This window comes from Candidatus Solincola tengchongensis, from assembly GCF_015711935.1.
GTDB lineage: Bacteria > Actinomycetota > Geothermincolia > Geothermincolales > RBG-13-55-18 > Solincola_A > Solincola_A tengchongensis.
The window spans coordinates 1-25,744 of record NZ_JACVJJ010000041.1 but is presented as its reverse complement, the minus strand read 5'-3'; the positions used below and the strand labels follow the sequence as shown (position 1 = coordinate 25,744).

General features: G+C 64.5%; 24 protein-coding genes. 6 read left to right on the top strand and 18 right to left on the bottom strand.

The genetic code is table 11. The annotated features are described in order from the left end of the window. Positions 1-101: 101 nt before the first annotated feature. The 18 genes from H7007_RS02910 to H7007_RS02825 form a co-directional block, all read right to left on the bottom strand. Positions 102-1,865, bottom strand: a complete 1,764-nt coding sequence (locus H7007_RS02910; RefSeq protein ID WP_287152995.1) for a V-type ATP synthase subunit A — start codon at positions 1,863-1,865, stop codon at positions 102-104. A gap of 82 nt (positions 1,866-1,947) precedes the next feature. Further along, positions 1,948-2,268 carry a V-type ATP synthase subunit F gene (locus H7007_RS02905; RefSeq protein ID WP_287152994.1) on the bottom strand — a complete coding sequence of 107 codons (321 nt, stop codon included), beginning with the start codon at positions 2,266-2,268 and terminating at the stop codon, positions 1,948-1,950. A gap of 77 nt (positions 2,269-2,345) precedes the next feature. After that, positions 2,346-3,461, bottom strand: coding sequence for a V-type ATPase subunit (locus H7007_RS02900; RefSeq protein ID WP_287152993.1), 1,116 nt, complete (start codon positions 3,459-3,461; stop codon positions 2,346-2,348). A gap of 22 nt (positions 3,462-3,483) precedes the next feature. Beyond that, on the bottom strand, positions 3,484-4,086 hold the full coding sequence (locus H7007_RS02895) for a V-type ATP synthase subunit E (protein ID WP_287152992.1): 603 nt from the start codon (positions 4,084-4,086) through the stop codon (positions 3,484-3,486). A 22-nt stretch (positions 4,087-4,108) separates the two neighbouring features. After that, positions 4,109-4,621: a V-type ATP synthase subunit K gene (locus H7007_RS02890; RefSeq protein ID WP_287152991.1), complete on the bottom strand. Its 513-nt coding sequence runs from the start codon at positions 4,619-4,621 to the stop codon at positions 4,109-4,111. Next, entirely contained in the window at positions 4,618-6,606 is a 1,989-nt protein-coding gene (locus H7007_RS02885; protein ID WP_287152990.1) for a V-type ATP synthase subunit I, read from the bottom strand. The genes H7007_RS02890 and H7007_RS02885 overlap by 4 nt, the downstream gene beginning before the upstream one ends. A 19-nt stretch (positions 6,607-6,625) precedes the next feature. Beyond that, positions 6,626-6,961 carry a hypothetical protein gene (locus tag H7007_RS02880; protein ID WP_287152989.1) on the bottom strand — a complete coding sequence of 112 codons (336 nt, stop codon included), beginning with the start codon at positions 6,959-6,961 and terminating at the stop codon, positions 6,626-6,628. A gap of 326 nt (positions 6,962-7,287) precedes the next feature. Next, a complete protein-coding gene (locus tag H7007_RS02875) occupies positions 7,288-7,944 on the bottom strand; it encodes a potassium channel family protein (RefSeq protein ID WP_287152988.1) in 657 nt (218 codons plus the stop codon). Positions 7,945-8,195: 251 nt separating this feature from the next. Beyond that, complete coding sequence (locus H7007_RS02870) at positions 8,196-8,858, bottom strand: potassium channel family protein (RefSeq protein WP_287152987.1); 663 nt, start codon at positions 8,856-8,858, stop codon at positions 8,196-8,198. A gap of 12 nt (positions 8,859-8,870) precedes the next feature. Continuing rightward, positions 8,871-9,521 carry a potassium channel family protein gene (locus tag H7007_RS02865; protein ID WP_287152986.1) on the bottom strand — a complete coding sequence of 217 codons (651 nt, stop codon included), beginning with the start codon at positions 9,519-9,521 and terminating at the stop codon, positions 8,871-8,873. Between the two features lie 380 nt (positions 9,522-9,901). Beyond that, entirely contained in the window at positions 9,902-12,688 is a 2,787-nt protein-coding gene (locus tag H7007_RS02860; RefSeq protein WP_287152985.1) for a cation-translocating P-type ATPase, read from the bottom strand. Between the two features lie 119 nt (positions 12,689-12,807). Beyond that, positions 12,808-13,380 (bottom strand): hypothetical protein, encoded by a 573-nt coding sequence (locus H7007_RS02855; protein ID WP_287152984.1) that lies wholly within the window; start codon positions 13,378-13,380, stop codon positions 12,808-12,810. A gap of 5 nt (positions 13,381-13,385) precedes the next feature. Beyond that, positions 13,386-14,897 carry a TrkH family potassium uptake protein gene (locus tag H7007_RS02850; protein WP_287152983.1) on the bottom strand — a complete coding sequence of 504 codons (1,512 nt, stop codon included), beginning with the start codon at positions 14,895-14,897 and terminating at the stop codon, positions 13,386-13,388. Then, positions 14,894-15,046 carry a hypothetical protein gene (locus tag H7007_RS02845; RefSeq protein ID WP_287152982.1) on the bottom strand — a complete coding sequence of 51 codons (153 nt, stop codon included), beginning with the start codon at positions 15,044-15,046 and terminating at the stop codon, positions 14,894-14,896. Before H7007_RS02845 ends, H7007_RS02850 begins: the two co-directional genes overlap by 4 nt. Positions 15,047-15,091: 45 nt before the next feature. Continuing rightward, positions 15,092-15,748: a potassium channel family protein gene (locus H7007_RS02840; RefSeq protein ID WP_287152981.1), complete on the bottom strand. Its 657-nt coding sequence runs from the start codon at positions 15,746-15,748 to the stop codon at positions 15,092-15,094. A gap of 4 nt (positions 15,749-15,752) precedes the next feature. Next, a complete protein-coding gene (locus H7007_RS02835) occupies positions 15,753-16,418 on the bottom strand; it encodes a potassium channel family protein (protein ID WP_287152980.1) in 666 nt (221 codons plus the stop codon). A 44-nt stretch (positions 16,419-16,462) separates the two neighbouring features. Then, complete coding sequence (locus tag H7007_RS02830; RefSeq protein ID WP_287152979.1) at positions 16,463-17,125, bottom strand: potassium channel family protein; 663 nt, start codon at positions 17,123-17,125, stop codon at positions 16,463-16,465. Positions 17,126-17,369: 244 nt separating this feature from the next. Further along, on the bottom strand, positions 17,370-18,941 hold the full coding sequence (locus H7007_RS02825; RefSeq protein ID WP_287152978.1) for an acetate--CoA ligase family protein: 1,572 nt from the start codon (positions 18,939-18,941) through the stop codon (positions 17,370-17,372). Positions 18,942-19,254: 313 nt separating this feature from the next. Here H7007_RS02825 and H7007_RS02820 point away from each other — a divergent pair, with 313 nt between their 5' ends. The 6 genes from H7007_RS02820 (at position 19,255) to H7007_RS02795 (ending at position 25,710) form a co-directional block, all read left to right on the top strand. Further along, positions 19,255-19,725, top strand: coding sequence for a MarR family winged helix-turn-helix transcriptional regulator (locus H7007_RS02820; RefSeq protein WP_287153004.1), 471 nt, complete (start codon positions 19,255-19,257; stop codon positions 19,723-19,725). 4 nt (positions 19,726-19,729) lie between these two features. Further along, positions 19,730-20,956 (top strand): cation:proton antiporter, encoded by a 1,227-nt coding sequence (locus tag H7007_RS02815; protein ID WP_287152977.1) that lies wholly within the window; start codon positions 19,730-19,732, stop codon positions 20,954-20,956. A 19-nt stretch (positions 20,957-20,975) separates the two neighbouring features. After that, a complete protein-coding gene (locus H7007_RS02810) occupies positions 20,976-21,425 on the top strand; it encodes a CBS domain-containing protein (RefSeq protein ID WP_287152976.1) in 450 nt (149 codons plus the stop codon). Between the two features lie 1,029 nt (positions 21,426-22,454). Further along, positions 22,455-23,132 (top strand): Crp/Fnr family transcriptional regulator, encoded by a 678-nt coding sequence (locus H7007_RS02805; protein ID WP_287152975.1) that lies wholly within the window; start codon positions 22,455-22,457, stop codon positions 23,130-23,132. A 201-nt stretch (positions 23,133-23,333) separates the two neighbouring features. Further along, positions 23,334-23,492 carry a hypothetical protein gene (locus H7007_RS02800; RefSeq protein WP_287152974.1) on the top strand — a complete coding sequence of 53 codons (159 nt, stop codon included), beginning with the start codon at positions 23,334-23,336 and terminating at the stop codon, positions 23,490-23,492. Positions 23,493-23,937: 445 nt separating this feature from the next. Beyond that, entirely contained in the window at positions 23,938-25,710 is a 1,773-nt protein-coding gene (locus tag H7007_RS02795; RefSeq protein ID WP_287152973.1) for a thioredoxin domain-containing protein, read from the top strand. The last annotated feature ends 34 nt before the right edge of the window (positions 25,711-25,744 follow it).

Below are 25,744 nucleotides of genomic sequence, written 5' to 3'. Positions count from 1 at the left end.
CCGCCGCGCGAGCCTCGACAACGCGGCCCCCCAGGCGGCGACATTCCTTCCAATCTCTTCCAGTCAAGTCCCCGTGCAGAGCCCCGTCCGGCCCACTTCCCTCAGGCCCTCACCTCCGAGGCCTGTCCGGCCAGCTGCTCGGCCACCTTCTCCTCCAGGCGGTCGAAGCGTTCCAGGTCCTCCTCGGGGATGAACTTGGCCCGGGCGATCTCCTCCTGCACGGGGAGGTCTATGAGCTCCTCGATGGGTCTCCCCTTCTCCAGCTCCCGGGCCGCCAGGCGGTGGTAGGTCATAATCAGCCTGAGCAGCCGGTACTGCTTACGCAGGGAGGTGAAGGCGTCAGCGTCGTCGAAGGCGTTCTGCTGCAGGAAGTCCTCGCGCAGGGATTTGGCCGTCTCCATTATCAGGCGCTCCTGGTCGGAGAGGGCCTCGATGCCGATGAGGCGCACCACCTCCTGAAGCTCCGCCTCCCTCTGCAGGATGCCCATGGCCTCCTCGCGGAGCTCGGCGTAGGCCGGCTCCACCTCCCGCCTCCAGTAATCCTCCACCTTGTCCAGGTAGAGGCTGTAGCTGTTCAGCCAGTTGATGGCCGGGAAGTGGCGGGCGAAGGCCAGGCGGTCCTCCAACCCCCAGAAGACCTTGACCACGCGCAGGGTGGCCTGGGTGACCGGCTCGGAGAGGTCGCCTCCCGGTGGAGACACCGAGCCGATGGCGCTCACCGAGCCCTCCCGGCGGTCCTTCCCCAGACATACCACGCGGCCGGCCCGCTCGTAGAAGGCGGCCAGTCGGGTGCCCAGGTAGGCGGGGTAGCCCTCCTCGCCGGGCATCTCCTCCAGCCGCCCCGATATCTCCCGCAGGGCCTCCGCCCAGCGGGAGGTGGAGTCGGCCTGCAGGGCCACGTGGTAACCCATGTCCCGGTAGTACTCGGCAATGGTGATGCCCGTGTACACGGAGGCCTCGCGGGCGGCCACCGGCATGTTGGAGGTGTTGGCGATGAGCACCGTGCGCAGCATGAGGGGCTCCCCGCTGTAGGGGTCGGTGAGCTCGGGGAACTCCAGGAGCACGTCGGTCATCTCGTTACCCCGCTCCCCGCAGCCCACGAAGACCACGATCTGCGCGTTGGCCCACTTGGCGATGGCGTGCTGCAGGACGGTTTTCCCCGAGCCGAAGGGGCCGGGCACGCAGGCCGTCCCTCCCTTGGAGATGGGGAAGAAGGTGTCCACGATGCGCTGTCCGGTCACCAGAGGCTCGTGGGGGGTCATCTTGGCCGCGTAAGGGCGGGGCCGGCGTACCGGCCAGCGCTGCATCATGCTCACGGGGACCTCTCCTTTGGGGGTCTCCACCACGGCCACCGTGTCCTCCACGGTGAACTCCCCCTCTTTTATCTCCGAGACCCTTCCCTCCACCCCCACGGGGACCATCACGCGGTGGGCGATGACCTTGGTCTCCGGGACGGTGCCCAGGATGTCCCCCGGCCCTACCTCGTCCCCCACCTTCACCGCCGGGGTGAAGGCCCACCTGCGTTCCCGGGAGAGGCCGGGCTCCTCCACCCCACGGGTCACGTAGTTCCCGTACTTGGCCCTGATGACGTCCAGGGGCCGCTGCACCCCGTCGTATATGGAGGTCAGAAGGCCCGGCCCCAGCTCCACGCTGAGGGGCTCGCCCGTGGAGATCACCTCGTCGCCCGGCCCCAGCCCCGCCGTCTCCTCGTAGACCTGGATGGAGGCCAGGTTGCCCCGCAGCTCGATGATCTCCCCCATGAGGCGGTCCTTCCCCACCTTGACCAGGTCGTACATCTTGGGCTCGGGCAGGTCTCTGGCCACCACCAGGGGTCCGGAAACCTTGACCACCACTCCCGCTTCCATCTGGCTCTCCCCTCTATCCTCTCACGTCACCGTCACAAGCGTTTCTTCACCTTGGGCATGTTGCCAGATTATTCCATATGTTTCATCTCTCCAGGTCGGCGCCCACGGCCTTCACGATCCGCTCCCGAAGGCGGGCGGCCGCCGTCTCCCGGGTCCCGGTCACCGCGGGAACCACCAGCACCACGGGGAGCCCCCCTTGGGGAGGGAACCCGGGTATCTCCCGCTCCAGGACCTCGAAGACCGGCTCGGTGACCATGACCACCGCGTATCTCCGGAGGTCCAGTTCCCGCCAGATGCGCGGGCCGTCCTCCGGAAGGGGGGCGACGAAGGTCTCCACCCCCACAGCCTTGAATCCCAGGGTGGAGGTCCTTCCCCCTATCATGGCCATCCTCAGGGCGCTCATCCTTATCCTTCCCTTTCCTTCCCGGTCCGCGGTCCCCTCTCGGGCAGCGAATCCCGGGGCGCCGGACCGGGTATCGACTATTCGATGTACAGCTTGCGCAACATCCGTTCTATGGCCTCCGGGGCCAGGTTGTGCAGCTTTCCCATGAGGATCATGCGCACCATGGTCACCTCGTTCTCCCTCGCCCGCACGAAGGCGAACACCGGCTCCACTCCCGCGGAGATGCGGCGGCTGGCCCGCAGCATGTCCATGATGAAATCGTCGCTGCGGCGGTCGAAATCGCTCAGGCTCGGCTTCTCCTCGCCCTCCCCCACGATCTCGAGGAGGCGGGAAGGGTAGCGGGCCCGCTCCAGCTTCCGCAGCATCGCCTCCTCGGGATCGCCGTAAGCCTCCATCAGATATGACGTGGAGATGTGCCCCCCCTCCACCAGGGACCTGCGGACGGACTCCGGGTCCTTGCCCAGCCGCCGGGCACGGAGAAAAGCCTTGAGGTTGGCGAGATCGATGGCCGTGCGGGCGAACTCCTCCAGGAACCTGCTCCCCTCCCGGCGCGCCAGGAGTAGGTGATACCTCAGGAAATACCCGTCGAGCAGCGTATCCAGCTCCTGCGGAGAGAGCTCCCTCCCCTTCACCTCCAGGACCACTTCCCGGTACGGGGAGGGGAGTTCCGAGGGGTCCTCCACGCCGCGCTTCAGGACTTCCACGCTCAAGCTTCCCAGGCGCGGCAGCAGCGCCTCCTCCCCCTCTTCGGCCCGCCTCGCCTTGAGGAGGACCTTGAGGTTGTGGAAGTCGTAGCGGCAGTGAAAGAACTCGAAGAGCACGGAGTCCTTGGGCAGGGCCTCCCGCAGGAAGGCGTAGACGTCGTGGAGATAGGCGGTAAGCCCGTCGTCCACCTCCCGCGCCGTGGTCGCCCCGGCCAGGTAGTCGCCCATCTCCACCTCCTCCAGGATGTGCAGGGCCTCCTGAAAATCGGCCTCCACGAGCCTCCCCACGTGGTGGGGCATGAGGAGCTTCCTCTCCTGGGCCCTCACCCTCCCCACGGCATGGCCGTAACGCAGCACGTCGTGGAAGGGCTTGAAGACCGGCCTCCGCAGAGGGGTCGCCCTGTGGGGCTTCTGGGCCTCCTCTTTCCCGAGGTCCAGGGGTTCCCGTTTCCAGCTGGGCCTCCCGCTAAGTCCCCGGCTCACGGCCATGGCGCCATCCCCGTCCTCTTTCTCACTCCGGACCGAAGAGGAGCCTGCTCACGGCCTCCTCGCTCTCTTCCCACACCTTCTGGAGCAGGGCCTCCACGGAGAGGTTCACCTCAAGGCCCCTGCCCCTCAAGATCACCCCCCGGTCAAAGGGGGCGTCCTCGGGGGAGAGGCTCAACTCCCCCTTCTTCCCCGCCTGGGAGAGCTCCCGGTTGATCTCCTGGAGAAGCCCTCCTTCCAGCAGCCTCCGGTCGTAGGGGGAAGCCGTCAACACCTCGTCCCCGTTCACGACCCCGGAGAGAACGGCTTTCCGCAGCCATTCGCCGTATTCCTCCTCGGGGAGTTCCCGGAAGCGGCGGCCCGCCTCCCGGACCACCTCATCCAGCAACCCCTCTTTGGCCGCCAGGAGGTCCATGCGGCCCTCCAGCCGAGCCCGGCTGAGGATCTTGAGCCGCTCTCCCTCCGCCCGCATCCTGTAGGACTTGCGTATCTCGTCGGCCTCCCTCCGGGCCTCCTCCTCGGCCTCTCTCCTAATGCGAGCGGCCTCTTCCTCGGCCTCGGCCAGCAGGCGCCGGCTCTCCTTCCGGGCGTCCTCCTCTATCTTCTCCAGCAGTTTCTCCAGGGACATCTGGGGCTCCTCAAGGGGAAACTCAGATCCCGAGGGTGCCGTACAACGGCTTGATGACCACGAACAGGTAGATGATGGTCACGATGAGCGAGAGCACGGCGTAGGTCTCCACCAGGGCCGGAAGGACCAGCGCCCGGCCCATCTCCTCCCGCCGCTTGGCCACCATGGGCGCCGCTCCCACGGAGGTAAGGCCCTGGTATATGGCGGAGGTGCAGCAGACGAAGGCCACCGGCAGGCAGGCCAGGAAGATCTGGAAGCCCACCCAACCGGGCAGGGCTCCCCACCCCGAGCCGGGCTTCATGACGAAGGCCACCACCACCCCGGTGATGAACCCGTAGATCCCCTGGGTACCGGGTATGACCACCAGGGGCAGGAGCGGACCGAAGAGGTCCGGCATATCCACCAGGATGCCCCCGGCCACGTTGGCGATGTAGGTTATGCCCATGGCCGAGCCGGTGCCTCCCCCGATGACCGCCAGGGCGGCGCCCAGAACCGCCCAGTGTACACCGGAGAGTCCGCCGAAGGTCGCGTTCATGCCTTACCTCCTTGAAGATCGTCGATAACCACTTTCTCCGTACGCAGGCCGAAGGGCCGGAAGGGCTCCCCTCCGTCCTCGTAGAACTTCCCGAAGAACTCCACGTACTGCAGCCTGAGCGGGTGCACGAAAGCGCCAAGCAGGTTTATGAGCAGGTTGAAGATATGGCCGCCGGCCAGGATGGCCACCATGAGGACCACGCCCAGGACGGGAATGGCGAAGATCATGCCGGCCATGCGGTTGATCACGCTCCCGATGGCCACGGTGGCCATTCCCAGAGCGTAAAGTCGTAGATAGGAGGCCACGTCGCCGATGGTGGCCCCGAAGAGGCCGTAAAGGTTGTAGAGCCCGCCGAAGAACTTGCCCAGGATGCTCTTGCTGGAGATGTTGGAGAGGAATACCACCCCCGCAGCGCCCGCGGCCAGGGCCCACGTCCCCGCCGTCTGCACCGGCTTGACCTTCACCCCGGCACCGAGGGCCATGACCGCCAGGCCCAGCCACATGAGGAGGGTGGTCCCCTGTTCGCAGAAACCCATCCACACCGAGTTGTGGCGCATGTTGTCGTACATCTCGATGGCCACCCCTATGGATATGTGGATGAGTCCCAGCGCGGCGCAGATGAGCATCATGGGGATGGGGTTGAGGAGGACGTCGAGGGTTCCCGGGAATTTGAGGACCGCGGGCAGTGCCTCCCCCTCGATGCCGAACCAGCCCCGGGTGAACACCCCCACCACCATGGAGGCGATCCCGCAGTAGAGCATGAGGCGGAAGAAGCGGCGCACGGCCTCGGAGAGGTCCAGTTTGCGCAGCGCCAGCCAGGAGCCGAGAGCGATCAGGGCACCGTATCCCACGTCCCCGATACACATCCCGAAGAAGAGGACGAAGAAGGGGGCCACGAAGGGCGTGGGGTCGGTCTCCCCCGGATTGGGCAGGCCGAAGAGATTGATGAGGCTTTCCGCGGGCTTTATCCCCCCGCGGTTGACGAGGAGGGTGGGCGGGAGATCTTCCTCTCCCGGCGGCTCCAGGGTCACGTCCAGGGTGTCTCCCAGTTCCTCCAGCGCGAGGAGCACCTCCTCCCCCCGGGATTCCTCCACCCATCCCTCCAAGGCCACCACCCGGTCCGTGCGCAGGAAGTTCTCCTGCACCTCCTCCTTGAGGAGCAGGTTGCGCAGGTAATCGTTGAGAGCCAGGAGCTTGGGCTTGAGGGGCAGTTTCTCCCTGATGCCCTCCACCAGCCTCTCCCGGGCCGTGGCCTCCTCCTCCAGGCGTTTCCGCAGGCGCGCCGCCTCCTCTTCCGGTGTGGAGTCCACTCCGGGGAAGTGTACCTCCTCCAGCTCGTACCTCTGGGCCAGCTCCCGGAAGAAATCCAGGTCCTCCCGGTGCACGGCTACCACCATGAAGAGGCGCTCCCCATCCCGGCGCAGCTCCTCCCACCAGGAATAAGGGCAGGCCTCCTCCATCTCCCTCTCCCAGGCCGGATAGTGTCCGGCGCCCAGTACCGCAAGCCTTACCTCCACCCATCGGAGCTCCCGCAGCTCGCCCAGAGGAAAACGGAGCTCCTCCCAGAGGCGCAGTTCCTCGACGGATCTCCCTATCTCCGCGATACGGCTCTCCACGTGGCGGAGCTGGATGTCCAGGTCCTCCAGTTCCCGGTAGAGGGCCTCCAGGTCCACCTCCTTCTCCACGCGCAGGAACTCCTCGTAGGTGAGATGTGTCCTCCCCTGCAGGAGGCCGCCCAAAAGGCCGCCCTTCCTTTCCTCGAAGCGCTCCAGGAGCTCGATGAGGAAATCGCACCGCGATATGGCCAGCTTCAGTTCCCGCACCTCGGAGCGGCAGGGTACGGCCAGCTCCTCCAGCTCACCCTCCATGGCGGAAGGGAGGTTCACCACGTGCACGGCTCCCAGTTCGTAGAGCCTCTGGACGAGCTCGTCCCTCCTCTCCGCGGGGACCAGAATGGTGGCTTTGAGCATCCTGGCGACGGGCATCTCTCACCTCTCCGCCACGTTAAAAGGAGGCCTTTCCGGCCTCCTTCAATCCCTTGAGCAGGAGCGCTACCGCCTCCTCCTTCTTGATTCGGGCGGCATCCAGCATGGCCGATTTCCTCCGGGAGAACTCGGCGGCTATCTCCTCCGCTTCGCGCCCGGCCTCCTCAATCCTGCGCTCCAGTTCCCTCTCCCCCTCCTCGCGGGCCCGCTTCCTCTCCGCCTCCCTGTGGGATTCCGCCTCTTCGCGGGCCTTCAGGACCAGCTCCTCCGCTTCGCGGCGTGCGGCGGCGATGACCTCCGAGGCGGACGCCTCCGCTTCTTTCACCATCCTCAGCTTCTCCGCCGTGGTCCTCATCTCCGTTTTCCTTTCCCTCTTCCCGTACAGAAGGGACGACGGCTCATCGGGCGGTGCCCTCTCCGAGGATTGTCCGTGTGCCTCCCTCCGACCTGCGAGCTTTTTTCAGTTAATCGTAATTTTATTTTCGGAATACCAAAATTTTTTTCCGACAAAATATTAATGCTATTCACCTCCGTTGACAAGCACCGTTTTGGCCATCAAGGCGTGCGCGCCGGGAGGCTTCGCGTGTAGAGTAAATGGATTGCGCTCGACGGTAGTTTGCCCCTCCCCAAGGGGACGAGGGAGGCCCGAGACAATGGCAGGTAATCCCTGGCCGGCGGACCTCACCCGGCGAGAATACGCTTCAGTTCCGCCTCCCTCTCCGGCTCGGTGACCGCGATGACCGTGTCTCCCGGCTGGAGCACGGACTCGCCCTGGGGGATGATCACCTCGTCGCCCCGGATGATGGAGACCAGCACGCAGCCCTGGGGAAGCCCGAGGTCCCGCAGGGGGACGTTGCAGGAGCGGCAGCGGTCCTCGGGAAGGTCCAGCTCCACTACGGCCAGCCTCCCCTTCTTCAGGGTGTGCAGGGTGATGATGTCCCCTACCGTGGTCCGTTCCTCGATGAGCTCGGCGATGACCGTGGTGCTGGATATGGCATCTATGCCCAGGCGGTTGAATATCTTCTCGTTCTTGGGGTTGTTCACCCGGGCCACGGCGCGGGGCACCTGGAAGTGGGTCCGCGCCAGCTGGCAGGCCACCAGGTTGTCGTCGTCGTCACCGGTGACCGCGGCGAAGACGTCGGCCGAACCCACATCGGCCTCTTCCTGGAAACGCATGTCGCAGCCGTCCCCCTCTATGACCGTCGCCGAGGTGCGAGAGGCGATGCTTTCGCACAGCGCACGGTCACGTTCGATGACCGTGACCCGGTGGCCGTTGGCCTCCAGTATCTCGGTCAGGAAGGAACCCACCTTTCCCCCGCCCATGATCACCACCCTCACCGCCACTCACCCCCTACGCGGTCCGTGTACGGGACCCCAGGCATGTCCCCTCGGGCCACATCCGGCCTTCCGGGAAAAAGCGGCGAACGCCGTGGTTCTTCGCGGGTGGTGAGAGAAGAACCAGTGATCATGAGGGGCAAGGCATGCCCTCCACGACAACCGGGGATATAGTAGCAGCCGGTGAACCGGAGGGCATGAAGGGAATCCTCGCCTCCCGTTCCTGGGGATTCCGGCCGCGTGACCATGTGCCCTCACCCTAATCCCAGTATCCTCCTGATGTCCTCCGCCCGGTCCGCCTCCGAGACGAAGAGCACCTTGTCCCCTCGCTGTAGGACCAGGTCGCCGCGGGGGATCAGGAGGTGCCGGTCGCGAAGCACGGTGGCCACCAGGACCTGGGGCGGGAGGTCCAACTCGCCGATGCTCTTGCCCACCACCCCGCTCCCCTCCTCGACGAGGACCTCCTCCACGGCCAGGTTCTCGCGGCGCAACTTCAGCAGGGTGACCATCTCCCCCAGGGAGATCTCCTCCCGCACCAGCTGGACGATGATGGAGGCGCTGCATATGGCCTCGTCCACCCCCCACTCGGCGGTGAAGAGCCACTCGTTCTTGGGGTTGTTGACCCGCGCGAAGACCATGGGCACGCCGTACTCGAACTTGGCCAAGTAGGAGATGACCAGGTTGTCCTCGTCGTCGCCGGTCACCGCGGCGACCGCATCCGCGCCGGCCGTCTTCGCCACGTCCAATACCTTCGGCTCGCAGGCATCGCCGTGGACGATATCCGCATCCGGGAACCGGTCGCGCAACTCCTTCACCCTGTCCAGCCTCTTCTCCACCAGCACCACCTGGTGTTCCTCCCGCAGGGCTTCCAGGAGATACCTGCCCACCATGCCCCCGCCCAGCACGACGATACGCATTATCCGCCCCCCTCACTTCAGGCCCAGAAGCCTCTCCAGCTTGGACTGGCTCTCCTTGGCCACGGCCACGTACAGGATGTCCCCCTCCCGGAGGACGGTCCCGGGGATGGCAAGCCGGGCGCTTCCCTCTCGGACCACGGTGACCACCTGGACCTCCCCGGGAACGTTGAGGTCGGCCGCCTTCCTTCCCGCCAGGTGCAGGGGGAGGTCCAGCCTCAACAGGTCCACCTCCCCGCTGCCGAACTGGAATTCGCTGTCCAGCTCCCCGTGGGAGATGTAGCTCAGGATGCGGTGGCCGGCCCAGGCCACGCTGGCCACGGTGGGGATCCTCAGGCGGCGGTAGATCTCCGCCCTCCGGGGGTCGTAGATGCGGGTTATCACCCGGGGCACGTGGAAGTATTCCTTGGCCAGCCGGGCGCTGACGATGTTGCTGTTGTCCCCGCTGGTCACCGAGGCGAAGGCGTCCGCTCTCTCTATCCCCGCCTCGATCAGGGCGTCGCGGTCGAAGACCACCCCCTTGACCTTCTTGCCCGAGAAACCCTCCCAGAGGTTCTCGAAGGCCTCCGGGTCCTTGTCGATGACCGCCACCGTATGGCCCTCCCTCTCCAGCATGTAAGCGAGGTAGGACCCAACCCTTCCGCATCCGCCTATGACCACGTGCATCGTCTCACCCCCGCGCCGTCGATCCCTCACCCTTTACGTGGAGAACACGGGCTTTCCGCCCCTCTTACCATTTCCTGCCAGAAGCCTTTTTCCGACGACCCTCGGCAGCATCCGCCGCCGGCCCCGATCGGTCCCTTCCGGACCCCGGTTCCATGCCTGCCCCGGCCTTTTCCATCCCGCTCCCCGGCAAGCAAGGAAAGCGCGAGTGGATACAATTCGATAGTAACACCCGTATATCTCCGGTGCATCCGCGGCGTTGCCGTCGTTCGCGGGAACATCGCCGCCCTGCCCGCTCTATCGCCTCGAGCATGCCCCCTCCCTGGCGTCGCCTCTCCCGCTCCCCGCTCCCGGGCCCCGTGGTGCCCGCTCCGCCCTCCCGGTCATCCCTCGTCCCCTTTTTTCCTCCGGCGCAGGTAAGCGCGCACCAGGGCCTTCCTTATCTCGTCCGCCAGGAGGCAGGTGGGGATGAAGGGAACCAGGAACAGCCAGTCCTTCCAGGCTATGGGCGCCGTCTGGAAGACGTTGTTCAGGAAGGGCACGTAGACTATGAGCGCCTGCAGGGAGAGCTCCGTGGCCACGCCCAGGAGGTAGAGCCGGTTGGTGTGGAACCCCACCCGGAAGATGGACTCCCGCGTGGTGCGGCAGGCGAACCCGTTGCCGATCTGGGTCATGACGATGCCGGTGAGGGACATGGTGGTCGCTTTCACGTAGGTGAGGGGCTGCGCTTCTTTGATTGCCCGCAGCTCGGCTCCCCATCTCCAGCCGAACATGTTGAGGTAACCCAGCATACAGACCAGGGCCTCCAGGGGGCCGAGGAAAGCGTAGGCGCGCAGGAGGACGCGGATGTTCAGAAGCCTCTCCTCCACGGGCCGGGGCGGCCGGTCCATGATCCCCGGCTCGGGAGCCTCCGTCCCCAGGGCCAGGGCGGGCAAGAGGTCGGTGCCCAGGTCCACGGCCAGTATCTGGATGATGGTTAGGGGCAGGGGGATATTGAACAGCACCATGAGGATGAAGGGCACGATCTCCGGGATGTTGGAGGCCAGGATATAGGTGATGAAGCGCCGGATGTTGTCAAAGATGGCCCTTCCCTCCTCCACGGCGGCCACGATGGAGGCGAAGTTGTCGTCGATGAGGATCATGTCCGCCGCCTCCTTGGCCACGTCCGTCCCCGCCCTCCCCATGGCGATGCCGATATCCGCGGTCTTCAGCGCCGGAGCGTCGTTCACCCCGTCGCCGGTCATGGCCACCACGTGGCCCATCTCCTTGAGCGCCTGCGCTATGCGCATCTTGTGTTCCGGGGCCACGCGGGCGAAGAGCACCTCCTCTTCGCTCAACCGCCGCTTGAGCTCCTCGTCGCTCATCTCCTCCAGGTCCGTCCCGGTTATGATGGCCGGCTGCCCCTGGACCATGCCGATGCGCCGGGCGATGGACTCCGCGGTGAGGCCGTAATCCCCGGTGATCATGATCACCCGGATACCCGCCGTGCGGCACTTGCGCACCGCCTCCTCCACCTCGGGGCGCGGTGGGTCCATCATGGCCGCCAGGCCCACGAAGGTGAGGTCCGTCTCCGTGTTCTCCACCTCGTAGCGCGTGAGGTCGTCGGGCACCTCCCGCACGGCAAGGGCCAGGACGCGCAGGGCGGAGCGGGCGTAGCGGTCGTTTACCCCCATGATGCGGTCGCGGTCCTCGGGGCGCATCTCACGGACCCCCTCCCGGTCGAGGACGCGCGTGCAACGGCGCACCACCTCGCCTGGAGCGCCCTTCACGTAAGCCCTCCTCGACCCGCCCTCCTCGCAGATCACGGTCATCATCTTGCGGGAGGAATCGAAGGGGAGTTCGGCCACCCGGCGGTGGTCTCCGCTCACCTTCCCGGGGTCCAACCCGCCCTTCATCGCCAGCACCGTTAGGGCCCCCTCCGTGGGGTCCCCGATGACGCGCCATTTCTCGTCCTCCCGCACCACGCGGGAATTGTTGCACAGCACCGAGACCAGCAGCGGGTCTCGGAGTCGCTCCGTTTCCTCCGCCGAGAGGCGCTTCCCTCCGTCCCCCCTTCCGTTGCCGTTCCTCTTGAGGAACTCCCCCACCGGCGTGTAGCCCACCCCCCTCACCTCCACCTCCATCCAGGGCACCCAGAGGGAGCGGACGGTCATCTCGTTCTGGGTTAGGGTGCCCGTCTTGTCCGTGCAGATGACGGTGGTGGAACCCAGGGTCTCCACGCTGGATAGCTTCTTCACCAGCGCGTTGCGCCGGGCCATGCGCTGCGTGGCCATGGCCAGGGCCAGGGTCACCGTGGGAAGCAGGCCCTCGGGTACGTTGGCCACTATGATGCCGATGGCGAAGATGAGGTTCTCGGTGAAGGGCAGCCTCACCACGAACTGCCCCAGGAGGAAGAAGATGATCCCCAGGCCCACGGCCAGGACGGCCACAAACTTGGTGATGCGCTTCATCTGTACCTGGATGGGGGACTCCTCCTCCTCCACGGTCTGGGTGAGTTTGGCGATCTTGCCGAACTCGGTGTCCATGCCCGTGGCGTAGACCACGGCCCTCCCGCTACCCACGCTAACCGTGGTCCCCATGAACACCAGGTTGAGGACGTCGCTGAAGGAGAGCCCCTCCTCGAGGACCGGCGCCGAGGAGCGGCGCACGGGTTCGGATTCTCCGGTAAGGGCGGAGTTGTTGGTGCGCATGTCCGCGCAGGCCACCAGCCGGGCGTCGGCGGAGATGTGGTCGCCTTCCCGCAGGACGATGAGGTCGCCGGGCACCAGTCGAGTGGCCTCGATCTCCTTTTCCTCACCGCCGCGGATGACGGTGGCCATGGGTGGGAGGAGCCTTTTCAGGGCCTCGGTGGCCTTTTCCGCCTTGTACTCCTGGATGAAGGTGAAGACGGCATTGACCACGATGACCCCGATGATGGCCCAGGCCAGGGGGGCCTGGTCAGCGATGAAGGCCAGTGCGGCCCCTATCCAGAGGAGGATGGCGAAGAAGTTGGTGAAGTGGGCCAGCAGTTTCTTCCAGAGCGGGGCCCCGCGTATCTCCCGTATCTGGTTGGGCCCGTGCTCCTCCAGGCGTCGGGCCGCCTCCTCCTCGCTGAGGCCCTGGGGTGAAGTCCCCAGGAAGGTGTAGACCTCCTCGGGATTCAGCCTGTATATGGCCTTCACGTCCTGCATGGGACAGCGTGCCTTTCCGTCTCGCCGGCATCATGAGCGCAACATCATCAGTAAGCGAAATATTATCACGCCGCCGGGAGAGCGGACCAAACCGGTTTAAAGAACAGGCGCGGAGTCCCTCAGGAGGCGGGGGCCGACCTCCTCTTCAAAAGGCGGCTCCCGAGGAACGCCGCCGCGGAGAGGGCCAGGGCGACCGCCAGCTTCCCGTAGGAGAACGGGTGAGGGATGGGATAACCCGGTTTCACCACCTCGAGGGATACGCCCTCAATATCCGTATCTCCCCCATGTTCCCGGTCTGCGCGGTGAAAGATGCCCCTGACCCGCACCCGGTCGCCGTGGTGCTTGTAGCCCCCCAAGACCTTCACCTTCTCGGCCTCCGCACGGGGAAGCACCACCCCTATGCCGTAGTTGCTGAGCCCGGCGAACTCCCCACCCTCTTCCAGGCTCCGGCGGCTGTAAGGGTCGTCGTTGACGGTTATCCAGGCCTCCTCTCCGCGCATCATGACGTCCCCCACCACCTCCCCCTCGACGACCACCTCGCGCCCGTCGTACTCCTGCGCCTTTTCCACCAGCTCCTGGACAGTCACCTGGCTTTCCGCGCCCCGGGCCGCCACGGAGGAGAGAGCGAACGACGCGGCGGCCAGCACCAGGGCCGCCAGCCAGAGGAGAGGATGAGGAGTGGAGCGCTTCATGGGCCCTACCTCCCCCCTCTTCCGCGGGCCAGGGCCCCGAAGAAACTCAGGAGGGCGATGACGGACATGAACTCCAACCTCCCCGCCCACATGGCGAATATGTAATAGACCTTGAGGGCGGCGGGCATGAGCGGAGAGGTGAGGCCGGCGGAAAGCCCGGTGTTGCTCCCCGCGGAGACGGCGTCGAAGAAGGCCACCGACGGTTCGTACCCGTAGGCTATCCCCAGCATCCCCCCCATGAAATAGGTGATCACGTAACAGAGCAGGACGAAGAAGACCCCTTTTACCAGGGCGTCGTCCAGCCATATGTCCCGTATGTGGTGGATCTTCTCCGCCACCACCGCCCTCTCCGGGGAAGCCAGCCTCCGCAGCTCGCCCCGGAAATAGCGGTAGAGGATGCCCATGCGCAGTCCCTTGAAGCCCCCTCCGGTGGAACAGGCGCTGGCGCCGACGGCCATGGCCAGGATCACCGCCCACATGGCCAGAAACCCGAAGTCCCGGTAAAAAGAGACCGAATATATGGTGCTGTTCCCGGTGGTGGTGTGGCCGCTGACGAGATTGTAGAAGCCCTTGCGGAAGAACTCCATGAGACTCCCGAAAACCCCAACCTTCCCCAAGCCCAGAGAAAGGAGGAAGGTGGAGAGCATCAGGGTTAAGGCGAAGGACCTGGTCTCCACGTTGCGGTATATCTCCTTCGCGTCTCCCGTCCAGACGGAGTAATGGAGGGCGAAGTTGAAGGAACCGATGACGAATATGACCAGGGTGACGAGTTCCACCGTCAGGCTGTGGTAGTAGAGCAGGTTCAGACTCTGGGGAGCGAAGCCTCCCGTGGACCAGGCGCCCATGAACAGCCAGACGGCGTGCAGGAACCCCCTCCCCGCGGGCATCCCCTCCCTCACCAGGGCCGCCCAGAGCAGGGAGCTGCCCACGGCGAGATAACTCAGACTGATCATCCAGATGGCCCGCGCGGTGTTGATGACGTTGGGCAGGAGCTTCTCCTCCTTGCCCTCGCTCACGTAGATCTTGAAGGATCCCGCCGTGCCCGCGAAGAGGAAGGTGAGGGCGATGACTATGATCCCCTGGCCGCCGGCATAGGTCAGGAGATGCCTCCACATGTTGAGGCCGTGCGAGCAATGATCCAGGTCCTGGAGGAGGAAAAGGCCGGTGGTGGTGTAGCCGCTCATGAGGTCGAAGCAGGCATCCAGGAAGGACTTGAAGTGCCCGGAGAGATAATGGGGGATGGCCCCGAAGACCATGGCCGTCAGCCATCCGGCGGAGGCCACGATGAGGCCGTGAAACCACCGCAGGTCCCTCTCTACCCGGCAGGTGCTCTCCGTGACCAGCCAGAAGAGGACGCAGGCGGCGATGCCGATGAGGAAATCCAGGGCCACGTTCCATTCCGAACAGACGAGGGAGGTAAACAGGGGCGCGAGCATTATCAGCCCGACCCCCAGGATGACCCTCCCTATGGCCCAGGCTATGATCCTGACGTCCGCTCTGGATGGTTTGAGGATCATGTGGCCAGCGCCTTCACCACGAACATGAGCAGTAGGGCGGCGGAAGCGAGTGCCGCCACCGCCATCACCTCGACGAGCATCCCCCGCGCATAACCCAGGAGTACCTTGCCGCGGCTCTCTCTGCCGCTTCCTCTTCTCCCCTCCCTCAACCCCCTCAACCTCCTTCCAGCCTTCGACTTACCCATGGTGGGCCTTCAGGTCAGGAGGAGGCGGCGGAGCTCCTCCTCCTTGTCCACCGCGGTAACGGCGATCACCGAATCGCCGGGCTGCAGGATGTCCTCGCCGCGCGGGATTATGACCTCTTCTCCCCTGACCACGGAGATGAGCACACATCCCGGAGGCAGCCCGATCTCCTTTATCCTGCGGCAGCAGGCCTGGCTACCGCCCGGAGGTATGTCCACCTCCACCACTACCACCTTGCCCTTGCGCAGGGCATGAAGGGTGATGATGTCCTCCACCGTGCTCATGCTCTCGATGAGCCTGGCCACAATGGTGGTGCTGGAGATGGCGTCGATGCCCATCAGGTTGAAGATCTCCTCGTTGGCGGGGTCGTTCACCCGGGCCACCAGGCGGGGAACCCCGAAGGAGGTGCGGGCCAGTTGACAGGCGGTGAGGTTGTCGTCGTCGTCACCGGTCACGGCGGCGAAGACGTGGGCTCGGGACATCTGGGCCTCCTCCTGGGAGTGATAATCGCAGGCGTCCCCGTGGATCACCAGCGCGTTGAGGTCCCGGGCCAGCCGTTGGCAGTCCCTCTCGCTCTTCTCTATGACCGCCACGGCGTGTTTCCTCTCTATGAGCCTCTCGGCCAGGAAGGAACCCACTTTTCCGCCGCCGCCGATCACGATGTACATGGTCTTAACCCCTACTCCCCGCTTTCTTGCGCAGGTATGCATCCAGCTTGACCAGGGACCGGTCCGAGGCCAGGGCGGTTATCTCGTCCCCCTCCTCGAGGACCGTTTCTCCTTCCGGGAAGACGACCTCGCCACCCCGGACCAGATAGGCTATCCACACCGGGACCTGCCTCTCGCACCAGTCCATGGTCTGTCCCCACCACCTCGGCGGGCAATCGAACTCCACGAGGTTGAGGCTCCCCTCGCAGCATCGCGCCCTCCGCCTTATCAGGGGCTTTACGATGGCCTCCATGATGGACCTGGCGACCAGATGGGTCCCGATGACGTAATCTATCCCCAGGGCACGGTAGGTCTCCTCCTTGTCCGGGTTGTAGATGCGGGCCACCACCCGGGGAATCCCATAGACGTTCTTGGCCACCTCCGCGGTCATCAGGTTGGCATTGTCGTAATTGGTCACCGCCGCCAGGGCATCGGCCTTCTCCGCCTCCGCTTTCTTCAGAGTGCCGATGTCGAAGGACACGCCCTGGACCACCTCCCCTGGAAATAACTTGAAGAGGCGGTCGAAGGCGGAGCTGTCGCGGTCGATGACCACCACCTGGTGGTTGTCCAGGGAGAGCATCTCCGCGAGCTGGGCGCCCACGCGCCCGCAACCGGCGATTATCACCCTCATCCTCTCCCGCCTCCGGTGAAAAAGCGGCTCCCGGGCACAAGGACTTACGCCTGCAGGCCGAGGTTTCCCAGGATGTCTTCCAATGCCTTCCAGGCCGCCCTCCTGGCGGCGATGACCACCGTATCCCCGACCAGCAGCCGCATATCCTTCTCCCAGCGTATCTGGCGGCCGGAACGCTGCAGGGCCAGGACGCGGGCCTGCCCGTTGACCTCGAGGTCGCCCACGGTCATCCTCCTGGCCAGCCAAGGGACCTTGAACTCCATGACCCTCACCCCGGGATCGTAGCGCTCCTGGTGGATGAGCACCTCGCCCTGCAGGAGCTTGTGCATCATCCTCTCCGCCACCAGGGTGGTTCCGCAGACGTAGTTCACACCGAGCTTCTCGAAGACCCTCCTTTTCTCCGGGTCATAGAGGCGGGCGATGACCTTGGGGACGTCGTACAGTCTCGAAGCGATCTCGGCGACCATCAGGTTGGTGTTGTCGTAATTGGTCACCGCCGCCACGGCGTCGGCGAACTCTATGCCCGCCTCCAGCAGGGTGCTCTCGTCGAAGGCGACCCCGGTCATGGTGATGCCGTTGAACCCGGCCGGCAGGCGGAGAAAGGATTCCTCGTCCCGGTCGATGACCACGACGTCATGGCCTTCGTAGGAGAGCAGTTGGGCAAGCTGGGCGCCCACCCTTCCGCAACCGGTGATTATGACCCGCATGGAAAGTATCCTTGCCCGAGGTCCTCGCCTTACGGTACCTTCCCGAGCTTATCCATTCTTTTTACTCTCGGCTCCATACCTTGTCAATAAGGGATGACGGCCTCCAAACGCCGCGTTACCGCAAGGCATGCCTTACCACACCGGGAGGTAGTGGCCCTGCCGCTCACGGGACGCGGGACGTCATTCCGGCGGGTGGGAGGCCAGGGCGGCGGCCCCGTTCCGTCAGGCCCTCCGCAGGAGGCCTTCAGCCTTCCCCGCGCTCGCCGAGAAAACGGGCATAACCGGCCAGCTTTCCGGCCACCCGCACCGCCCTCTCAGGGGTGGAGGCGGTGAAGACCCCGGAGTCGCGCATGCGGAAGGAGGCGGAGCGTTCCCCTTCGTTCACGGCCACGGCGATGATGGGTTTGCCCTCCTCCTGCATGAGGCGCTTGATGCGGCGCACCACGGCCAGGTCCGTCCATTGCAGGGCCTCGGAGGGGTCGATGCCCCCGCTGCCCTCGCGGCTGCGCCCGCCGCGCTTGCGAAGAGAGTCCCGGAACCCCTTCCAGACGGAGAGCTGGAAGAAGGGGAGCAGCCTGGTGCGTCTGAGGAGTATGTTCAAAAAGGGGCGCACGGCGGTCTTGAACATGTTCTCCAGCCAGAAGTCACGCCCCATGAGGGTCCCCATGCTGATGACCATGTCCACCTCCGGGCAGCGGGCCAGGGCGTCAATGACCCGGAAGTGGTTGGAGCGCTGCACGTTGCCCACGATGTCCACCGGGTTGCGGCGGCTCCAGAAGGCCGGGAGGTAGCGGTCCAGTTCCTCGATGACCCGGTCCGGGAGGACGGCCATCTCCAGGCCCTCGCGGTCGAAGTAATCGGCGGCGGCCACTCCCCAACCCCCACCCAGGGTCATCACCGCCGTGCGCGGCCCCCGGGGCACGGGAAGGGAGGAGAAGGCGGCGGCCAGGTCCACCAGCTCCTCGGTGGTCTCCGCCTCGATGATGCCCGCCTGCTCCATGGCCCCCCGGAAGAGCTCGTAGGGCCCGGCCAGGGAACCGGAATGGGAGAGGACCGCCCGCTGTCCCTGTCGGCCCTTGCCCGCCTTGAGGGCGATGACCGGCTTACGGGGGGTGATGCGGCGGGCGACTTCCAGGAATTTCCTCCCATCCTTCACCCCCTCGATGTAGAGGATGATGGTCTCCGTCTCCGGGTCCTCTCCCAGGAACTCCAGCCAGTCGCTGATGTCCGTGTTGGCGGCGTTGCCGCTGCCGATGAAGCGGCTGAAGCCCACCCCCTTGCGGTATCCCCAGGTCATGAGCTGCACTCCGAGATTCCCGCTCTGGGAGACGAAGCCCACCCCGCCCTTGAGGGGGAAGACCGGGGCGCCCAGGCAGCACAGGGAGCTGGTCTTGCTGTAGATGCCCATGGTGTTGGGGCCCACGATGGTGATGCCCGCCCGATTGGCGACCTCCGCCAGGTGGCGCTCCAGCCGGGCGCCCTCCTCGCCCACCTCGCTGAAGTTGGAGGAGACGACGACGGCGTTCCTCACCCCCTTCTCCGCCGCCTGGGAGATGACGTCGGCCACCTTGCGCGCCGGGATGGCCACCACCACCAGGTCGACCTCCTCCTCGATATCCAGTAGGGAGGGGTAGGCGGGAAACCCGAGGACGCGCTTCTCATGGGGGTTGACCATGAATAGCTTTCCCCGGTAACCTCCCCCGATGATGTTCATGGGCATGTTGAAACCCCATTTGCCGGGCAGGTTGGAGGCCCCCACCACGGCGATGGAGCGGGGGTTGAAGAGCCTCTCGAAATCCCTTTGAAATCCGCCCACCTTCCGCTCGCCTTTCTCCGATCCTCTCTGATATCCACGACGTTCATTGTTCTCAGATTATAACCGCTCCCTCCGCCGCGTTGAACCATTAGGTTAGGGAGCCCTCGGAGATAGAGCCTCATGTTGAGAGAGGGACCCCAAACCGCTAGGGTTTGGAAACGCGAGCTCTTGGGCATCACCCCAACCCGGAGGATCGCTAAAAGTCCGGCGTGTCGCGGGATATCCTTGACCTTTATCCAAAAAGGTTCAATATATTAATTATTATAATTTTTAACGATCTTCGCGGATTGCGTTAAGGAGACGGGCTTTGACGATGAAAAAGGAGGCGCCGCACAAGGCGGGCGGCTTTCCCGAGGAGCTCGAGGATCAGATCCTGAACGCCTCTCGCATCATGGTCAATATCCTGGCCGAGTCCCTCCTCCGGGAGAGGGAGGAGCAGATCACCGTTCCTCAATTCCGAGTGCTGGACATGATACACAACCACATCGACAAACCGGCCCAAATAGCCGCCATGCTGGGCATAACCCCGCCGGCGGTCACCTCTCTCCTGGAACGCCTCGAGGAAAAGGGCTGCCTCCGCCGCACGCCGGGAAGGGAGGACCGGCGTCGCGTGGAGCTGGCCCTAACCCCCATGGGCGAGCGGCTGGTGCGCAAGGTCAACGCACACCGCAAGAGGTACCTGAAGGCCGTGCTGGAGCGCATGAATGCCGAGGCGCGTCGGGATCTGGAAAGATCCCTGCGGGAATTCGTATCCGCCTATATCAGGGCGAAGGAAGGAAGCTGACGCCATGCTCAAGGACATCGTTCCCGAAAGCCCCCATTTCCTGGTCACCATGGTCGGCGTGGCCCTCCTCTTGGGATGGGGGGCGGGACTCCTCTGCCGTCGCATCAAGGTGCCCATGGTGGTGGGATATATCTTGGTGGGTATTCTCATGGGCAAGTCCGTCCTGGGGATCTTCAACGACGATAACTTCGGCGGGTTGATCTACTTCACCTACTTGGCCCTGGCCTGTATCGGCTTCGACATCGGAGGGGAACTGGCCTTTCGCAAGCTCCGGCACCTGGGTAACTCCATCCTCTGGATCTCGGTGCTCGAGTCAGCGGGAGCCACCGTGCTGGTGACCCTCGCCCTCTATGTATTCACCCGGGATATCCCCCTGGCCCTGGTGTTCGGTGCCCTGGCCTCAGCTACGGCTCCGGCGGCCACCGTGGACGTGCTGCGGGAATACCAGGCCTCCGGGCCTCTCACCACCACAGTCTTCGCCGTGGTGGGAATAGACGACGCCGTGGCCATCATCATCTATGCCTTCGCCATCTTCCTGGCCAAGTTCCTCCTCACGGGTAGCGAGGTGAACGTGGCGGAGGCCGTACTGCGCCCCTTCGGGGAGATCCTGGGAGCTCTGGCGCTGGGGACGGCAATGGGGTTGGCCTTCCTCTCAGTGGTGCGCAACTACACGGCGCGGAGGGGCCTATTGGTTCTCACCCTGGGGGCCATCGTCCTCACCACCGGCCTGGCCAACGTCCTGCACTTCTCCCTCATCCTGGCCAACATGGCCATGGGCATGGCCGTGGTCAACCTCACCAGGTGGCGGAGGGAGGACCTCTTCGAGATAATGCGAGGTGTAACCCAACCACTGTTCGTCGTCTTCTTCGTCGTTGTGGGCTCGCAACTGATGGCCGGAAGGCTCCTCCGGCTGGGCTGGATAGGCCTCCTTTACATCCTCTTCCGTTCCTTGGGGAAACAGTTGGGAGCCACTCTGGGAGGGAAGATATCCAATGCCCCGGAGAATGTCCGCAAGTATCTGGGGCTGTGCCTTTTCTCGCAGGCCGGGGTGGCCATTGGCCTTTCCATCCAGACCATGCTCGAACTGGGGGGAGGCAACTTCGGGACGGCGGGCGTGGAACTGGGGACCAAGGCCATAAGCGTCATCGCCGCCACCACCCTTTTCTTCCAGCTCATAGGCCCACCCTTCACCCGCTACGCCATCATCAAGGCCGGGGAGGCCGGGACATGAGAAGAGCGAGGTGAGAACCTTGAGGGGCGAAAAACAAATCTATCTGGAGGGCAAGGTGGAGGACGTGATGACCAGGCAACCCGTCTGTGCCCGTGTGGATGAATCCCTGGAGAGGCTTGTGGAGCTGTTCAAGACGCACAAGTTCCACGGCCTGCCCGTCCTGGACGAGGAGGGCCGGCTGGTGGGCGTGGTAAGGGACACGGACATCACCGCCATATTCGCCCGCAAGGACCCCGCCAGCCGGGTGTACAGGAGGGTGGAGGACATCATGCACAGGCCCCCTCCCAGCATTAACCTGAAGGACTCCATTCAGAACGCGATCATGAAGATGTTCGCCGACCAATCCCGCTTCCTCGTGGTCACCGACGAGGAGGGCAAGATGGTGGGCGTGGTCACCCGCATCGACCTTATAAAGGGAATCCGCTTCCGCGAAATGAGCGGAGAGGGAAGTGGCGAAGCGAGGGGTTGAAGTGCTACTCGCGAGACTCCATAAATCAATACATATAAAAACGAGGGTCCCCATGGTCATGGCGGCCATGGGAACGAGTCGAGTCCACCCCGAAAGGGGCGGGAATCGGTCCCGAATTTCCCGCGATCACGCAGAGCAGCCCATGCATAGGTGGAGGTCGGCATGGGATGAGAGGGATGTTCGTGAACTTCTCAACCCGAAAGCAGCGGAAAGGATTGGCTCGATATTGTGGAGGGGCACATCCCGAAGTCCTTACCGCCGTTCACGACCGAAAACCCGCTAAATCGCATGTCCTGACATGCAAAGGTCGGATTCGGTTCCCGGGCAGGAGGGAAAAACACCAAGTCCTCGGGCCTGGAAGAAGATGAACCCTTGCCTTTCCCGATGCTCATCCCATCAAAGTATTGGGCCGTGCCCTCATCACTTCTCAATCTCCTCGATGCGCCTGCGGACGGCTTCCAGCTGTTGAGAGAGAAATTCGGCCCTGGACTTGAGGAATTGCAATTCCCTCTCCGCATCTACCGTAAAACCGGCCTCACCGGAGAAGCTCGCAGACGGTTCGGCTTGCCAAGTCCGATCCTTCCCGGGGTTTGCCACCTCCCGGCCATCAGGTACTCGGCGCAGGGCCCCAGACCGCTGGGACTCCTCCCCACCCTGCCGGGGCTGTAGCCGAGTCTCATCCAGCCCGGAAGACCGGTCAAACGGTACATATTGCGGCATCCGTAACCTGGCATGATGCTCACCTCCTTCCCGCCTTCGCGCATCTCGAGCGGCCGCGGTTATCGGCCACCGAGAAAAGGTGCATCAGCCATCTTCACCGTCACCATGATATTAATTATATGGGCTTATGTAAATATACCATCGCTGGCCGCCGTACATCGCTGGCGAGAAAGAAGGGGTAGGAAAGCAATAGAGTAACCCGTAGGTGGGTTACCAGTCGGAGCGACCCGTCCGAGGTGGTGCCGGAGAGACCTCGGATTGGTATAATCATCCTGTTCATGTACCTTATTTAGGGGAAGGAGCCGCACGGTGGAGGACCAGTACCTGCGGGAGCTGCTCAACCATCTGGAGGAGGGCCTGCGCGAGGAAGCCCGCGAGCTCTTCAAACCGGAGAGGTTCGACCGCGAGCAGTACATCTTCATCGACCAGGACGAGGCCTCCCACCTCTATGTCATGGAGGAAGGCATCGTGGAGGCCAATATCGTCCACGGGGACGGCAAGCTCTACATCTTCGGCTTCCTCTACCCTGGGGACCTCTTCGGGGAAGGGGCACTCTATGAGGAGGGGGTATATTCCTATTCCGCGGTGGCCCGCGAGGACTCCCGGGTCTGGCGGATCAGCTGGGACGACCTGCAGTGGCTGGCCTCCCGTGACCCTTACTTCGCCCTCTACCTCACGCGCCGCCTGGTCATGAAGCTGGACCAGGCCTACTACAAGGAGCGCTGCATCGCCGGGGAAAAGGTGGAGAAGCGCATCGCCTGCGTGCTCCTCAAGATGGTGGATGAGGTGGGGATAAGTGACAAGTGCGGTCTGGTCATCAACACCCCCCTCACCAACCGAGACATCGCGGGGCTGGTGGGCTCCACGGAGGAAACCGTCTCCAGGGTGATGAGCCGCCTCAAGAAATCGGAGGTCATAGCCTCGGAGGGAAAGTTCCTCACGGTGAGGGATAGGGAGGCCCTGCTCCGCTACTTCGACGGACTCTAGAAACTACCCACGGCGACTTCCGGCCACGGCGACTTCCGGCCAGGCCCCTCGCCCGTCCATGGGAAAGGCGCTGCATCGGGTCACCTCGTTCCCTCGCCGGGCGGCGGAATGCGGATGACGGCGGTCATGGTTCGTGGAAACGCGATGGGTTAGATTTATAGAAGGCAAGACCGAGAACCTTCGCGGAAAGGAGATGCGGGAATGGCCAAAGCGAAGCTGCAGGAAAAGGGAGGACTGTGCTGCCCCCATTGCGCGGATTCCAAGTTCCCCTGCGTGACCATGGAGAAGCAGATGCGCAGGGGAGAAAGCTCCGGGAAGGAAGCGGCCGAGGAAAGGGAAAAGCCGGGGGCACGCGGGTAGGGAGCCGTCGGCGGCATTCCCGTCCGGGTGGGAGACGCTGGGTATAATCGGGAGGGCGCTGGTACGCCCTCCTTCAAGTTGGAGCACCTTTCCCGCACCCGACCGAGGGGGCGGCCCCGGGCAAAGCAGCGAGGATACCTCAACAAATCGTGACGGTTTCACGGTGGCATGGGTATCGATTGGCGGCCCGTCGGCTGGGCATGGACCGGCACCGGCCTTTGGGGACCTCTAACCCCTTTTGCTTGCGGATAAGCCGCTTCCCGGGAGATTCCAGCCCATTGGATGGAGCATCCCGCCGAGCAGCTCACCGATAAGGGAAAGACGGGTTCTCATGCCGGACATCATGAATATCTAGAAGGGAAGACGGTGATGACCCGCGCCCTCGACGTTGCCCTCCAGGGCCTCCGGGACGTCAAGGCCTTCCGGCGAGAGGAGATGGTGGTAGATGGAAAAGAGAGCTGGCCCAGAAGGGGAGAAAGGGCACGAGGGCTTCAGGTTCTCTCCCCGGCCCAACCGAGCGGGGGAGATAGGATGGATGCCCTGGGGAGAGGAGGCCTTCCGCCGCGCCGAGCGCGAGGGAAAGCCGGTGCTCCTCTCCATATCCGCGGTGTGGTGCCACTGGTGCCATGTGATGGACGAGACCACTTATTCTGACGACCAGGTCATCGAGCTCGTCAACTCCCTCTATGTGCCGGTGCGGGTGGACAACGACCGGAACCCGGACATCAACCGCCGCTACAACCAGGGGGGCTGGCCCACCACGGCATTCCTCTCACCCCGCGGGGCACTCCTGGCGGGAACCACCTACATCCCCCCGGAGACCATGCGCAAGGTGTTGCGGAGGATCTCCGAGCTCTACCGGGAGAACAGGGAGGCGCTGGAGGGCCAGTCGCCCCTAGAGGAGATCCGGGCTTCACGCCCGGGATCTTTGGACGTCTCGCTGGTCAACCAGATTTCCTCCTCCGTCCTTGCCGCCTGGGACCGGGAGCAGGGAGGGCTGGGGCGGGAACCCAAGTTCCCCCACCCCGAGGCCATTCTGCTCGCCCTGCGCATGCACCGCAAGGAGGGCGGAGGGGAGTACCTGGATTTCGCCCTCCAGTACCTGAGAGCCATGGCCCGGGGTGCACTGCGGGACCCGGTGGAGGGCGGTTTCTTCCGCTATTCCGTCACCCGCGACTGGTCGCTCCCCCACTACGAGAAGATGCTCGACGACAACGCCCGGCTCCTCACCGCCTATCTACGGGCCTACGGGGCGTCCGGGGAGGTGGAGTTCCTGCAGGTGGCGGCGGAGACCGCCTCCTACATCCACGGCACCCTGAGCGACGGCGACCACCGCTTCTTCGGGAGCCAGGACGCCGATGAGGGGTATTATGCCCTGGACGCCGCATCCCGTGGCCTTGCCCACCCGCCTCCCGTGGACCGAACGGTGTACCTGGACCTAGCCTCCCGCGCCGTCTCGGCGCTTCTTGAGGCGGCCGCTGTCCTGGGGATGGAGGATTACCGCCGCATATCCCTGCGCTTCCTGGACTTCGCCTGGGAGGAATGCTACCGGCCCGAGGCGGGGATGGCCCATTATCTTGACGGGGCCCCTCACCGCTGGGGCCTACTGAACGACCAGGCGGATACGGCACTGGCCCTCCAGGCGGCGTTCTCCTCGAGCGGAGACCCCGCATACCTTGAACGGGCGGGCGAGCTGCTCCGCCTGGTGGAGGAGGGTTTCCTGGACCGGGAGAGCGGGCTTCTCCTGGACGCCCTGGAGGGCTCCCAGCCCACCGGCCTGCGGCCCCTGCCCGCCGAACTCTCCGCCGTCTCCCGGACAGCGGAGGCCATGCTCCGCCAGTACTTCCTCACCGGGGAGGAGGGGTGGAAAGAAACGGGGGAGAGGTTGCTGTCCTCGGTGTCCGGCGAGGCCCGGTCTCATGGCCATATGGCCTCCCCCTTCGCCCTGGCCCTGGACCTGTTCCTAGAGGGGCCGATACTGGTCAGGTACCGGGGGGCGGACGCGGAGCAGGGTCGCGCCCTTCTGGCCGCAACCGCACTCTCCCCGGATCACCGGGCCCTTTTCCTCCCCGCCGGGGAGGGAGGAGAGAGCGAAGAGTCCGAGGCCGGCGCCGAGGTCTGCGGGAAACATTCCTGCCGCCTGCGCGGCGCGCGGGCGGAGGAGGTGGCCGCATACCTGGGAGTGCGACCGGGAATAATAGAAGGGATTTTCAAATGATGGTCCGGGAGAGAAGATGATAGCCGAGAACCGA